At 70.7% G+C, this 13,307-nt stretch carries 14 protein-coding genes; 6 read left to right on the forward strand and 8 right to left on the reverse strand.

All coding sequences use genetic code 11. The annotated features are described in order from the left end of the window. Positions 1 to 15: 15 nt before the first annotated feature. From EV193_RS16215 to EV193_RS16225, 3 genes are all read right to left on the reverse strand, one after another. Entirely contained in the window at positions 16 to 1,119 is a 1,104-nt protein-coding gene (locus tag EV193_RS16215) for a sensor histidine kinase (RefSeq protein WP_242613429.1), read from the reverse strand. A 76-nt stretch (positions 1,120 to 1,195) separates the two neighbouring features. Continuing rightward, complete coding sequence (locus EV193_RS16220) at positions 1,196 to 2,206, reverse strand: hypothetical protein (RefSeq protein WP_130344995.1); 1,011 nt, start codon at positions 2,204 to 2,206, stop codon at positions 1,196 to 1,198. Between the two features lie 210 nt (positions 2,207 to 2,416). Further along, a complete protein-coding gene (locus EV193_RS16225) occupies positions 2,417 to 3,730 on the reverse strand; it encodes a UDP-glucose dehydrogenase family protein (protein ID WP_242613430.1) in 1,314 nt (437 codons plus the stop codon). 178 nt (positions 3,731 to 3,908) lie between these two features. Here EV193_RS16225 and EV193_RS16230 point away from each other — a divergent pair, with 178 nt between their 5' ends. Further along, positions 3,909 to 4,838: an aldo/keto reductase gene (locus tag EV193_RS16230; protein ID WP_341273168.1), complete on the forward strand. Its 930-nt coding sequence runs from the start codon at positions 3,909 to 3,911 to the stop codon at positions 4,836 to 4,838. A gap of 152 nt (positions 4,839 to 4,990) precedes the next feature. Here the strand turns inward: EV193_RS16230 and EV193_RS16235 are convergent, their stop codons facing one another. Beyond that, complete coding sequence (locus EV193_RS16235) at positions 4,991 to 6,286, reverse strand: MFS transporter (protein ID WP_242613431.1); 1,296 nt, start codon at positions 6,284 to 6,286, stop codon at positions 4,991 to 4,993. Positions 6,287 to 6,413: 127 nt separating this feature from the next. On the opposite strand from EV193_RS16235, the gene EV193_RS16240 reads away from it, so the two are divergent. The 3 genes from EV193_RS16240 to EV193_RS16250 all read left to right on the forward strand — a co-directional run bounded on the left by EV193_RS16240 (position 6,414) and on the right by EV193_RS16250 (position 8,303). Then, entirely contained in the window at positions 6,414 to 7,178 is a 765-nt protein-coding gene (locus EV193_RS16240) for an SDR family NAD(P)-dependent oxidoreductase (RefSeq protein WP_130344997.1), read from the forward strand. A 4-nt stretch (positions 7,179 to 7,182) separates the two neighbouring features. After that, positions 7,183 to 7,626 (forward strand): hypothetical protein, encoded by a 444-nt coding sequence (locus EV193_RS16245; RefSeq protein WP_130344998.1) that lies wholly within the window; start codon positions 7,183 to 7,185, stop codon positions 7,624 to 7,626. A 74-nt stretch (positions 7,627 to 7,700) separates the two neighbouring features. Next, a complete protein-coding gene (locus tag EV193_RS16250) occupies positions 7,701 to 8,303 on the forward strand; it encodes a DUF6506 family protein (protein WP_130344999.1) in 603 nt (200 codons plus the stop codon). Here the strand turns inward: EV193_RS16250 and EV193_RS16255 are convergent. Next, the gene (locus tag EV193_RS16255) at positions 8,281 to 8,763 is read right to left on the reverse strand and encodes a MarR family winged helix-turn-helix transcriptional regulator (RefSeq protein WP_130345000.1); all 483 of its coding nucleotides are present in this window, start codon (positions 8,761 to 8,763) and stop codon (positions 8,281 to 8,283) included. The two genes, EV193_RS16250 and EV193_RS16255, sit on opposite strands and share 23 nt — an antisense overlap. 33 nt (positions 8,764 to 8,796) lie before the next feature. On the opposite strand from EV193_RS16255, the gene EV193_RS16260 reads away from it, so the two are divergent. After that, positions 8,797 to 9,678, forward strand: a complete 882-nt coding sequence (locus EV193_RS16260) for an aldose 1-epimerase family protein (protein WP_242613432.1) — start codon at positions 8,797 to 8,799, stop codon at positions 9,676 to 9,678. Here the strand turns inward: EV193_RS16260 and EV193_RS34565 are convergent. From EV193_RS34565 to EV193_RS16275, 3 genes are read right to left on the reverse strand one after another with little or no spacing between them, the layout of a single operon-like run. Next, complete coding sequence (locus EV193_RS34565; protein WP_130345002.1) at positions 9,665 to 10,807, reverse strand: GyrI-like domain-containing protein; 1,143 nt, start codon at positions 10,805 to 10,807, stop codon at positions 9,665 to 9,667. The two genes, EV193_RS16260 and EV193_RS34565, sit on opposite strands and share 14 nt — an antisense overlap. A gap of 27 nt (positions 10,808 to 10,834) precedes the next feature. Then, on the reverse strand, positions 10,835 to 11,635 hold the full coding sequence (locus tag EV193_RS16270; protein ID WP_130345003.1) for a crotonase/enoyl-CoA hydratase family protein: 801 nt from the start codon (positions 11,633 to 11,635) through the stop codon (positions 10,835 to 10,837). A gap of 24 nt (positions 11,636 to 11,659) precedes the next feature. Then, positions 11,660 to 12,487, reverse strand: coding sequence for an NAD-dependent epimerase/dehydratase family protein (locus EV193_RS16275; RefSeq protein ID WP_130345004.1), 828 nt, complete (start codon positions 12,485 to 12,487; stop codon positions 11,660 to 11,662). Between the two features lie 92 nt (positions 12,488 to 12,579). Between EV193_RS16275 and EV193_RS16280 the strand changes: the two genes are divergently transcribed. Continuing rightward, positions 12,580 to 13,206: a TetR/AcrR family transcriptional regulator gene (locus EV193_RS16280; protein WP_130345005.1), complete on the forward strand. Its 627-nt coding sequence runs from the start codon at positions 12,580 to 12,582 to the stop codon at positions 13,204 to 13,206. The last annotated feature ends 101 nt before the right edge of the window (positions 13,207 to 13,307 follow it).

Consider the following 13,307-nt stretch of genomic DNA (forward strand, 5'->3'; position numbering starts at 1 on the left):
TGTCGTTCACATCGATCACTCGTCCGTCCCCTGAAGGGGTAGTTCGGCCCGCACCAGGAATCCGCGCTCACCCGGTGCCGCCACCAGCGTGCCACCCAACGCCTCGGCGCGTTCACGCATGCCGCGCAATCCGTTGCCGCCGTGCACCTCCTCCGGCGGCGCGCCGTCGTCGCTCACCTCGATCACCAGCATGTCCTCGCGGCGGGTCAGCCGGACGACGGCGGCCGTGGCGTCCCGCGCGTGGCGCACCACATTGGTGAGCGATTCCTGCACGATCCGGTAGGCCGCCGCGCCCACCTGCGCCGGCAACTCGCCGGGGTCCCCGTGCAGATCCACCCGCAGGCCGGTCGACGACGTGGCGTCGATCAGCTCGTCCACCCGGTCCAGGCTCGGCACGGGCGCACGATCGCCGGTGCGCAGCACGCCGAGCGCCGCCCGCAGATCGTGCAGCGCGGTCCGGCTCGCGTCCTTGATCGCCAGCAGCGCCTCCTTGGCCTGCTCCGGCTTGCGATCGGCGACGTGCGCGGCCACCCCGGCCTGCACGTTGATCATGGCCAGGCTGTGCGCGACCACGTCGTGCACCTCGCGCGCCACCCGCAACCGCTCCTCCTCGGCCAGCCGCTGTTCCCGCTCCACCGCCCGCTCCCGCGACGCCCGGACGGCGGCCGCCCGAGCGCGCGCGGCCGTGCCGAACGCGACCACGGCGGCGGCCAGCGCCAGGAATCCCGTCGCCGCGACGTGCGGCAGCCAGGGGTTGCCGCCGAGCACATAGGAGACGTAGGCGCCGAGCAGACCGACCCCCGCGGCCGCGCCGGCGCGCCACGGCCCGGCGCGCATCGCGAAGGTGAACAACGCGATGATCGCGCCGGCGATGACCGGGCCGGGCGGGTAGTCGGTGCGGTGGTAGATCAGCGCCACCGCCATGGTCACGACGAACACGGCGAGCGGATAACTCGTGCGCCACAACAGGGGCAGCACCGCCGCGAGGAGCAGCCCGTAGCCGCCCGCGTCCAGCGGCATCAGGATCGGTCGGTACTTCCCGGAACCGGTGGTGGCGCCAAGCACGAGCGCCGCGACCACCACGGTGATCACGGCGTCCCGTTTGGTTGGCGCTTGCACGGTTCGACGCTACGGCAACAGGTGCCGCCCGCGCGTACGTCCACACGCGACACTCGGCTGCCGCTCTCAGGCGTATCTAAGCTTGGTCGAAGCGGCTGCGCCTCGGGTGCGCGGCCGGGTTGGTCGCCGGGCGTTCGGCGAGCAGCATCAGCGACGTCACCCCGATCACCACACCGAGCACGAGCTTGCCGAAGTTCAGCATGTTGTCCAGCACGGGCGTCTGCGCGCCGCCGGAGAGCGCGGTGTCGGCGAGCACGACGGTGAGCGTCCACGCGCCCCAGGCGAACATCCCGCCGGCGCCGGTCCAGGCGAGCGCGAGCGGCAGCCAGAACGGGCCGCGCCAGCGCCGCACCATGGCGAGCAGACCACCGGCGCCGGCGATGACCAGCACGCCGTGCATGGCGTAGACGAGGTGACCGGTCACCGGCATCGACTCGCGGCCCTGGGTGAACGCGCCGACCGCCACGCCGAGGTAGCCGAGCGCGATCAGCGCGGCGGCCAGTGCCGTGCCGGTGGCGAGCGCCTTCTGCACGGCGTGCGTGGCACCCGGGCGCGCGGCCTCGGTGCGTGCGGTGAACACGGCGGCCCAGCGCACCCTGGCGTAGAGCAGGAACGCGATCACCAGCATGACGCCCTGCCAGGCGAACCCGCCGTAGACCATCGGCTGCACCCACGGTTCGAGCACGCCGGGGTCGGTGCTGGACGCGTCGGAGGCGACCAGCTCGCCCATCCCGGCCAGCGGGAGCATGATCGCGATCGGCACCAGCAGGCCGGTCGCCACCCACATCGGGACGATCACCAGCCAGGCCGGCAGGCGCTGGCCCCACGCGTGCGTGAACGCCAGCGCGATGAGTACGGCGATCAGGTCCATGCCGGCGGTGACGCCGTTGAGTACAACGATGCTGTTGTCGGAGGCCAAACTCGTGTCGCGGAAGCCGATCGTGCTGCCGGATAGCCAGGCGAACTTCAGCGCCAGGTACGGGATCGTGCCCAGAATCGCGGCGTACCCCACGACGTAGCGGATCACGGTGAGCCGGCTCGGCCGGTAGTGGCCCGGCACCGGCGCGGAGACGGTTGCGGTGGTCATGCCTCAAACCCTCGCCGCGCCGCCCGTACAACGGGTCACCCCGAGGACCGAACCCGCTCCCTCCCAAGAGGGACCTCAGCGGTTATCCACAACCCGCGTTCCATCCACAACCTGATCTTGCTCCCCCACCCGATCTTGTTACCCGGGTACGCTGGCGAGCGGGGTGCCCCCCGGGTTCGGGTGGGGGCAGCCACAACGGTGTGGGGAAGATCAAAGTGACCTGGCGGCCGGGACGACGGGGGCGCGGCCGATCGGGTGGCAGGCCAGGCCCTCGGCGCGCAGATCGTTGAGCGGCAACAGGTTTCGGGTGTCCACAATGGACTGGCCGGCCATCAGCTCGGCGACCAGCGACCAGTCCAGCGTGGCGAACTCCGGCCACTCGGTGAGCACGACGACCACGTCCGCGCCCTTCACCGCCAGGTACGGATCGTCCACAAGGGACAGTCGGGACAGCTCCCCGTTCACCGCCGGGTCGTAGGCGGTCAGCTCCGCACCCTCGGCCGCGAGCAGCTCCGCCACGGCCAGCGCCGGCGAGTCACGCAGATCGTTGGTACCCGCCTTGAACGCCACCCCGAGCAGCCCGATCCGCGCGCCGGCCAGCGCGCCGCCGCACAGCCGCCGCACCTTCGCCACCACGTGCGCGTGCTGCGCCAGGTTCGTGTCGATCGCCGCGTCCAGCAGCGGGAACGCGTACCCGGCCGCCTCGGCGACCTGCGCCAGCGCCCTGGTGTCCTTCGGCAGGCACGAGCCGCCCCAACCGGGCCCCGGCCGCAGGAACGACCGCCCGATGCGCGGATCGTGCCCCATGCCCTCGATGACCGCCTCGACGTCCGCGCCCAGCCGCTCGCACAGCCCCGCGATCGCGTTCACGTACGACAACTTCGTCGCCAGGTAGCAGTTCGCCGCGTACTTCACCATCTCCGCGCTCGCCGCGTCGGTCACCACGACCGGGGCGTTCAGCGCGTCGTACAGCCCGCCGACCAGCTCGGCCGCCGCCCGGTCGTCCGAGCCGACGACCACCCGATCCGGGTTCAGGAAGTCCGACACCGCGCTGCCCTCGCGCAGGAACTCCGGGTTCGACACCACCGCGATGTCGTCGCGCCCGAGCATGTCGGCCACCCGCGCGGCCGTACCCACCGGCACGGTCGACTTGGTCACCAGCACGCTGCCCGCCGGCAGCACGTCCGCGATCTCGCCGACCACCGACTCCACCGCGCGCAGGTCGGCCTCGCCGCCGGCACCCATCGGCGTCGGCACGCACAGGAACAGCGCCACCGGCCCGTCCGCGGTGACCACGGCCGGCCGCGCACCGAGCACGAAGTCCAGGTTGCCCGAGGCGGTGCCGCCGCTCACCAGCTCGGCGAGCCCCGTCTCGAGAATGTCGACCTGCCCCGCGCGCAGCCGCGCGATCTTGGCCGGATCGATGTCGGCACACGTGACGCGATGCCCGACGGAGGCGAGACACGCCCCGGTCGTCAGTCCCACATACCCCGTACCCACCACGATGACGCGTCGCGTCGACACGCGAACCACCCCTGACTCTTCTCGCCAAATCAGGCCGTCTCGACCGTGACAGGCGGAGTTGACCGCCGGGCGAACGTGGAGCGGCGTCGGCGCGTACGACGCGGGCCTAGATCACAACCTGTGGGTGACACTAAGGTCACCGCTTGTGGAACACCGTCACCTCGGTGCATCGGGCCTGGTGGTCAGCACCGTCGGGCTCGGGTGCAACAACCTGGGCCGCCCCGGCACGGCCGCGGAGTCGCTGGCCGGCTCGCGCGCCGTCGTCGGCGCCGCGCTGGACGCCGGGGTGAACCTGTTCGACATCGCCGACGTGTACGGCGCCCCGCGCGGCCGCAGCGAGGAGCTGCTCGGGCAGGCGCTGTCCGGGCGGCGGGACCAGGCGGTGATCGCCACCAAGTTCGGGCTGGACATGCAGGGCGCGAACGGGCCCGACTTCGGCGCGCGCGGATCGCGGCGGTACGTGCGGCGCGCGCTCGAGGCGTCGCTGCGGCGGCTGGGTACCGACTGGATCGACCTGTACCAGTTCCACCGGCCGGACCCGTCCACGCCGATCGAGGAAACCCTTGCCACGCTTGACGATCTGGTGCGCGAGGGGACGGTCCGCTACGTCGGGGTGTGCAACATGGCCGGCTGGCAGGTGGCCGACGCGGTGTGGCACGCGCGCGACGCCGGGGTGACCGCGCCGGTCGCCGCGCAGAACCACTACTCGCTGCTCGAACGCGAGGCCGAGCGCGAGCTGCTGCCGGCCGCCACCCGGTTCCGGCTGGGCGTGCTGCCGTACTTCCCACTGGCCAACGGTCTGCTCACGGGCAAGTACCACCGCGGAAGCGACCCGCCGTCCGGCAGTCGGCTGGCCGCGCGGCAGCGGCTGCTCGAGGACGCGCCGTGGGAGCGGATCGAGAAGCTGCGCGCGTTCGCCGAGGAGCGCCGGATCACGATGAGCACGCTGGCCATCGGGTGGCTCACCGCGCAGTCGTCGGTCGGTTCGGTGATCGCCGGCGCGACGACACCCGAACAGGTGATCGCGAACGCGGCGGCCTCCACGTGGAATCCGACGCCGGAGGACCTCGACGCGATCGACGAGATCTGCCCGCCCGGCCGCCGCTGAACGGCTTGGGCTCTCCAGGACCCATCGAACAACGCCACGCCGCCCAAGACTTGACAACCGCTCCAGCCCCCATCGCGTACTTTAGCCCGCTAAAGTCCGTCAGCCACGAAGAAAGCCCAGGTCAGGCGTGGTCGTCGGGTGGCAGAGAACGTTTACGCCTCCGGTGCGCGGTAGCGCCAGAACTCCCGCAGGCACACCACGGCGATCACGGTCAGCACGATCACGAACACGCCGCCGGTGGCCGTCGCGGCGGCGGTACCCACCGCGTCGGCTCCCCAGCCGTGCACCAGGTCGGCCACCCTCGGCCCACCGGCCACGACGACCGTGAACAGCCCCTGCATCCGCCCGCGCATCTCGTCGGTGGCCGCGGTCTGCAGCATCGCGCTGCGGTGGATCGCGCTGATCATGTCGGCCGCGCCGCCGAGCGCCAGGAACACCACCGCCAGCCACAGCGCGGTGGACAGTCCGAAGCCGACCATCGCCGCGCCCCAGGCGACGATCGCGAGCGTCACCACCGCACCCTGCCTCGGCAGCCGGGCGAACCAGCCGGAGAACAGTCCGGCGACGGCGGCGCCGACCGGGATCGCCGCGAACAGCAGCCCGAGCGCCGGCCCGCCGCCTGGTGGATCGCCGAAGGTGCGCTCGGACATCTCCGGGAACAACGCCCTCGGCATGCCGGCGACCATCGCGATGACGTCCACGAGGAACGACGCCAGCAGCACACTTTGCGTTGACACGTAACGGAATCCGTCGACGACCGCACCCAGCCCCATACTCGACCGCACGCCTTCCAACGGCGGGATCGGCGGCAGCCCGAACACCAGCACGAGCGCCGCGATCAGCGCCACCGTGTCGATGAAGTACAAAGTGGACAGTCCGAGAACCGGGATCAGCGTGCCGGCCATCAGCGGGCCGAACACCATGCCGAAGGTGAGCACGGTGAAGCTGAGCGCGCTGGCCGGGGCGAGCAGTTCGGGCGGAACGAGCCGCGCGACGGCGGCCGAGCGGGTCGGCATGTTCACCGCGACGAACGCCTGCTGCACGCCGAGCAACACCAGCACCAGCCACACCGACCGCAGGCCCGCGAACGCCTGCGCCCACAGCAGCGCGGAGCTGACCGCGACACCGATGTTGCTGACGATCATGACCTTGCGACGGTCGATGGCGTCGGCGATCGCGCCGCCCCACAGTCCGAAGATCAACAGCGGCACCAGCCCGACCGCGCCGGTCAGCCCGACGTATCCGGACGAGCCGGTGATGTCGAACACCTGCTTGGGCACGGCGACCGCTGTCAACTGGCTGCCGACGGCCGTGACCAGCGTGGACAGCCACATTCGGCGGTACTCGCGGATCTTCAGCGGCCGCGTGTCGATCACGATCCTGCTGAGCAGCCGCCGCCCTCGGGATGTGCTGGTGCCGTCCTCGCGGAGGTCGGCGCCGGTACTCACGAGTGAGAGGTTAGCTCGGCTAACTACTGGTTGGCGTGTGATTTTCGACCGATAGCACTCACGGTGTGGGACTGAACGGGCGTTAACCTTCGGGCGCACGACTCAACGACGAGGAAGAGGGACGAACATGCGGATTGCGGAGACCGCGGCGATCGTGACGGGCGGCGCGTCGGGACTCGGCGGCGCGACGGCGGCGGCGCTGGCCAAGCAGGGCGCTTCCGTGTTCGCCCTCGATCTCCCCTCGGCCGTGCACAACGCACCCGAGGTGGACGGCGTCAGCTACGTGCCGACCGACGTGACCGACCCCGAGCAGGTGCGCGCCGCCGTAGACATCGCAGCCACCGCGTCCGTCGATACCCCGCTGCGGATCGTGGTCAACTGCGCGGGAATCGGGCCGTCCGCGCGGATCCTGTCCCGCAAGGGGCCGCACGACCTCGACCTGTTCCGCAAGGTCGTCGAGGTGAACCTGATCGGCACGTTCAACGTGGTCACGGTGGCCGCCGAGGCGATCGCCCAGACCGATCCGCAGGACCACGGCCAGCGCGGCGTGGTGATCAACACCGCGTCCATCGCGGCGTTCGACGGGCAGATCGGCCAGGCGGCCTACGCGGCGTCCAAGGGCGGTGTGATCGGGCTGAACCTGCCGGCGGCGCGCGACCTCGCCTCGGCCGGCATTCGGGTGCTGACCATCGCGCCGGGCATCATCGACACGCCGATGCTCGCCACGGTGAGCGAGGAGTTCCGGGCCACCCTGGCCGAGGGCATTCCGTTCCCCAAGCGCCTCGGCCTGCCCGAGGAGTACGCCAAGCTGGCGCTGTCGATCATCGATCAGGACTATCTGAACGGCGAGGTCATCCGACTGGACGGCGCGCTGCGGATGGCGCCACGCTGAACGGGTGGGCCTCGACGCATGCGTGAACTGCCGGTGCTGGCAGGACGGTCACGCACGCCGTCCGCCGTTCGACCCCGCACTGCTGGTGTTCACCGGCGGACTGGTCGACATCGCACCGGAGCACGCCGACGACGGCCGGCTGTACGCGGCGTACTGGGAATGGCGGCGCGACGCGTGCCCGCACGTGAACATGGAGCACGCGTCGGAAGCGATCGCCAACTGGCCGGACTACCGCGCGTTCACCGCGGCACTGGCGCGCGCGGGTGACTTCTCGACGCTGACGAGCGAACTGCCGCGCGGCAACAGCGGCACCACACCGGCCGCCGCCGCGGCCACCGCGCTGGAGGAGCTGGCCGTGTCGCCGTCCGGGCACGAGCCGACGGTCGCGGCACTGATCCGGGTGTTCCGCGCGTCGAGAGAAACCGGCAACCCGGTCGTCTGGCTGTAGCGCCCGGGAATGAGCCGGCATCCGCACCTGTTGCTTGGTATTGAATAGTTTGACACCAAGCTAAAGGAGCGATCGTGTCCGAGACGTATGACGAGCTGTTCCTGTTCCTCACCGCCGGGGCGAACCCCGAAGTCGACCGAGTGGTGAAGGAGCACGCGGGCGGGCGGTCGCTGTTCGTGTGGGTGCCCGACGCGGCGACGGCGGCCGAGGTCACCCGGGCGACGGCCGGGCTGCGATTGATCGAGTTGTATCGGGGCTTCGATCTGCGGTCGGCCGGTGCGGTGATCGAGGCGGCGAACGGGGTGCCGGTCGGGTTGGCCGGCCACGCCACCAGCGCGCCGCCGGAGAACCCCGCGCACAACGTGATGATCTACTTCGACCCGGAGGCCGACCCGGCTGCGGACCGGATCGTGCGCGAGCACGCCGGCGGTCGCACCACGATCATCCCCGTGCCGGCGTACTCCGAGGCCGCGACGCTGGCCGACGAGATCGCCGGACAGGGCGCCGACCTGGTGGAGATCTGCGGTGGCACCCCGCTCACCGCGGCGGCCGCCGCACGCGAGAAGGTCGGCGACCGGGCCGCCGTCACATCGGTGACCTGGCCGTTCGAGGCGATCGACGGTGTGTACGCGTTCAAGAGCGCGTTCGACGCCGCTACCGCTCCAGCAACGTCCTGAGCAGGCGTGCGGCCGACGCGCGCTGGCGGTCGCCGAGCGGGGCGAGGAACTCCTCGTCCGCCTCGAGCACGGCGTCCACGGCGCGCGCGGTCAGCCGGGTGCCCTTGGCGGTGAGCCGGATCCGCACCTGCCGCCGGTCGGTCTCGTCGTGCACCCGGTCGACCAGGCCGGCGGCGTGCAGCCGGTCCACCCGCGCGGTCATCGCACCCGAGGTGATCAACGCCGAACGGGCGAGATCGCGCGGGTTCACGCCGTCCGGATCCCCGCGCCGCAGCAGGGTGCTGAGCACGTCGAAGTCGCCGTAGCTGAGCCCGAGCGGGCGCAGCGCGGCGACGATCGCGCCCTGCAGAGTCTCCGCCGCGAGCAGCAGCCGGCCGACCACCTCGAGCGCGCTGACGTCGAGATTCGGGGCACTCGCCGCCCACTCGCGGATCATGTCGTCCACGTGATCGGCTGGCACCGGGCAACCCTAGACCGTGACACGATGCCCGGCATGGAGTACGAGATCCGCCGGGGTGCGGCCCGGGCCGTGATCACCTCGCGAGGCGGTGGGCTGCGCGCGTTCGACGTGGCCGGGGTGTCCTATGTGGACGGATACGGGCCTGGCGAGTCGCCGCCGATGGGGGCCGGTGCGGTGCTCGTGCCGTGGCCGAATCGGGTGGCCGGCGCGGTGTGGGCGCGGGACGGTGAGCGGCACGAGCTGGAGGTGACCGAGCCGGCGCGCGGCAACGCCAATCATGGGCTGGTGCGCAAGCGGGCGTGGTCGCTGGTCGCGCACGACGCGTCCGCCGTCACGCTGGAGATCAGCGTCGAGCCAGTGCCCGGGTGGCCGTTTCCCTTTCGTACCACCGTTTCCTACGCACTGGACGAGCGTGGGTTGACGATCACGCACGGCGTGCACAACCTCGGCGAGCGGCCGCTGCCGTTCGGTGTCGGCGCGCACCCGTACCCCCGGCCGGGTGACGCCGATCCGGACGACTGTGTGCTCACCCTCGCCGCGTCCACCCATCTGCCGCTGGATCCGGAGCGGATGGTGCCGAGCGGGCCGGCGGTCCCCGTGGACGGGACCGGCCTGGACTTCCGCACGGGCCGGCCGCTGCGCGGGGTGACGCTGGATCACGCGTTCGGCGGTTGTGTGCCCGACGGGCAAGGACTAGTGCGGCACTCGCTCGGCGACGTGTCGGTGTGGGCCGATCCGGTGTTCTCCTGGGTGCAGGTCTACACGCCGGATTCGTTCCCCGGTAAGGGATCCACGCGCGCGGTGGCGATCGAGCCGATGACCTGCCCGCCGGACGCGCTCAACTCCGGCACCGACCTGATCACGCTCGCGCCGGGCGAGTCGTGGACCGGCCGCTGGGGCATCACGCCGGTTTGACGGGCTGCCGCAGGATCGTCTTGAGCTTGGCGGGTGCGGTGCGGCGTGCGTCGCTGAGGTAGATCTCGTGATGGTCGCCGTTGAAGGTGAGGCCGTTGTCGGGGAGATAGTGATTGTGCAGGCGGTCCAGGGTGGGAGTCTCATCGTCGTAGGAGCCGATGTGCAGGATCTGGACGCAGGTTCCTTCGACGAGTGTGTGCGGCCGGATGTCCCCGAGTGCGGGGTTTTCCTTCTTCCGCGCGACGTTGTCGACGGCGGCCTTGACCATGTCGTCGGCGATCCAGTCCGGCTGACTGATCATCATGGTCCACTCCCACGTCTCCTTGCGGCGAGTGACGAACACCGACGGATCGTCCGCACGCCACAGCCCCTCCAGCGGCCCGACCACGAAGTCCCGGCCGAGGGTGTTCTTGCTGGCGAACTTCAGCGCGTACGCCACCCCGTAGAGGGCTTCGATCGCGTTCGCGTACGCGGGCGATGTGTTCGGATCACCTCGGCCGTCGACCGCGATGTACCGGAGCTCGGGCACATCGACGACCGTGAACTCCTTCGACGGCGGCGAGTAGAGCGCTCGGCGGACCTTCTTGATGTCGTACTTGTCCATCGCGGTCTCCCTGGCCAGTGTGGTTTCGGTCCAGCTGATGTCGGCCGCGAGCATGGCCTCGCTGTAGTCGAAGATCGCGGAGGCGGCCGTGGGCAGAGGTGCTTGCCGGGCTCGGGTCGCCCGGACGTCCGCGAACTGGTCACGCAACGCGTCGAGGCGCTTGGTCAGTCCGGTCACCACGTCCGCGTCCGGTAAGCCCGGACTGTTCGCCATCCCGATCAGGACGCGCGCGTGCGTCGGTGTCAGCGTTGTCAGCGCGTCCCGGGTGGCGGCGGCGCACAGTTCGCGGCCGGACACCGTGGCACGGAAGGTGGTGCGCGATTTTCCGGACGACGGAGCGCCGGTCGCCTCGATCAGGCCGCGCTTGGCCAACTTGTCGAGCACGTAGTAGATGGAGGAGAAACCGAGTGCCGTCCACGCGCGCACTCCTCGCTCCTCGATGACCCGTTCCAGCTCGTACCCATGACGCGGCTGCTCGACAAGCAACCCGAGCACCGTCAACTCGCCATCGGTCAACGCGGCCATGCTTCTACTCTAGCACTAGAATAGTGGCTACCTGATCCGCCGGCGGACGAACTCCGGGATCCGTTGGGCCATACCGGCTTTGCGCGCGATCTTGTGGTTCGGTCCGAGCAGCAGCCGGCGCTGCAGGCGGCTCTCGATGCGAAACGCGGCGCGTGGCGACCGGTGCCACGTGCCGTGGAACAGCGCCTTGGTGGCGGCCACCGAGTCGGGCGAGCGGGTGGCGATCTCGGCGGCCAGCTTCTCCGCCTCGGCGAGCGGGTCGGCCACGGCGTCGGTGACCAGGCCGAGGTCCTTCGCGTGGGCGCCGTCGACGATCTCCGCGGTCATGGTGAGGCGCTTGGCCACGTCCAGTCCGACGAGTTCGCGCAGGGTCACCGTTCCGGTCATGTCCGGCACCAGACCCCACTTGGCCTCCATCACGGAGAACTCGCAATCCGTTGTGGTGTAACGGAAATCGGCGGCCAGAGCGAGTTGCAGCCCGCCGCCGTAGCAGCGCCCGTGCACCACCGCGATCACCGGGACCGGCAGTTCGCGCCAGGCCCAGCAGGCGCGCTGGTACAGGTTCGTGGCGCGCCACGGCGGCCGCAGGAAGGATCGGGCCGCGCGCATCGGCTGCTTGCCGACCGAGGCGAAATCCAGCCCGCTGGAGAACGCGTCTCCCTCGCCGCGCAGGATCACCGCTCGAACATCTCGATTTCGGCGAATCTCGGCGGCGGCGATTACTAGATTTTCGAACATCTCGAAGTCCAGCGCGTTCAGCTTTTCCGGCCGGCTCAGCGTCGCGTAGGCGATCCCACCACTGACCCGCACCTCGACTCGCGTGCCCATCCCGCCTTCCTACTCGACGGTAACTTATTCGGCAAGCACACTCGGACGGTGCGGCCGCCAACCGAGTTCCTCGTGCGCCTTCGCCGATGAAGCGACCTGGTCGGCGAGGAACAGGTCGACCAGCACGCCCCAGTGCTGCTTGGCGTCGGCCGGGTCCCACGGCTCCACCCGCGCGCCGGTGCGCTCGGCGACCACCTTCGCGATGTCTCGCACGGCAACGGACTCGGCCGCCGCGAGGTACACCGACCCCGGCTCCGCCTCGAGCGCTCGCACATACAGGTCGCCGAGGTCGTCGCCGTGCACGAGAGCCCACCGGTTGTCGCCGTCGCCGATGTGCCGCACCACATTCCCCTGTGACGCGAGGACGAGCGGCACGTATCCACGCCCGTTGCCGTGCACCATCCCGGAACGGATCGCGACCGTCCGCACCCCACGCGCGGCACCGTCGAGGACGCGCCGCTCGATGGCCGGCCGCCAGGACAGCACCATCGGCGGATCGAGCGGCGTGTTCTCAGTGATCACCTCGTCGCCGCGGCTGCCGTGCAGGCCGAGCCCGCTGGTGTAGACGAGCGGCTTCCCGGTGCCGGCGAACGCGTCCAGCAGCGCGCCGACCACGGCGTCGTCCAACTCACCGGCCCGCTCGTCGTTGCTGGACGCGGCGTGCACGGCGGCGTCGACATCGGTCGGCAGCGCCTTCGGGTCGAACAGGTCGACGGTGAGCGGCCGCACGCCGTCCGGCACCGGCCGCCCGTCCATGGTGACCGTGCCGACCACCTCGTGGCCGTGCCGCACCAGGGCGGCCGCGACGGCGGAGCCGATGGTGCCCGAGGCACCGGTGACGAGTACTCGCATGATCTCTCCCGATTTCTAACGTTGTTAGTAATCCAACCGTAGACGCGCACCGGTGGAGTTGTCTACCGTTGTTAGAAATCGATGGAGGTTCAGTGCCACGAGACGGCAAGCGGGTGCGCGGCAGCACGGAGGAACGTGCGCGGGTGCGCGAGGAGCTTCGTGGCGAACTGCTGGCCGCCGCCCGCACGCTGATCGAAGAGACCGGCGGCACGCGAAGCGTCACGATGCGGGCCGTCGCCGACCGGGTCGGCTACACGGCGCCGATCGTCTACCAGTACTTCGCGAACAAGCGCGACCTGCTGCTCGGCGTGGTGGACGACGGGTTCGGCGAGCTGGCCGACCGGTTGGCCGAGGCGGACGCGCTGCCGGCGGCGGCCGAGGCGTACTGGACATTCGCGATGCGGCGGCCGCATGTGTATCGGCTGATGCACGGGCTCGTCGACGTCCCGTTCGGCACCGCCGCCGCTCCGGCCGCCGCACGCCGATGTTTCGAGCTGCTGCGGACCGCCGTGGAGGCCGCCGCACCGGAACACCCGGCCACCGGCGAGGACGACGACGCCGCGACCGACCTGTACTGGGCGCACCTGCACGGTCTGGTCATGCTCACCCTGGACGGCCGAATCAAGGGCGGCCGCCGGCGCGCGTACCGCCTCGTGCGCCACATCGTCGCCGGCCACGCACCCGACTCGTCACGCCATCCATCCACAACCACCGAGTAATCCACAGATTTTCGCGCGCCCCGCTTCCCCGCCCCACCACCGAATAAACTGGCAACCGGACCGCCCCCCGAAGGTGGGGTGGGCGGGGGGTGCAGTGGGCA

Source organism: Herbihabitans rhizosphaerae, from assembly GCF_004216555.1.
In the GTDB taxonomy this organism is placed as follows: Bacteria; Actinomycetota; Actinomycetes; order Mycobacteriales; family Pseudonocardiaceae; genus Herbihabitans; species Herbihabitans rhizosphaerae.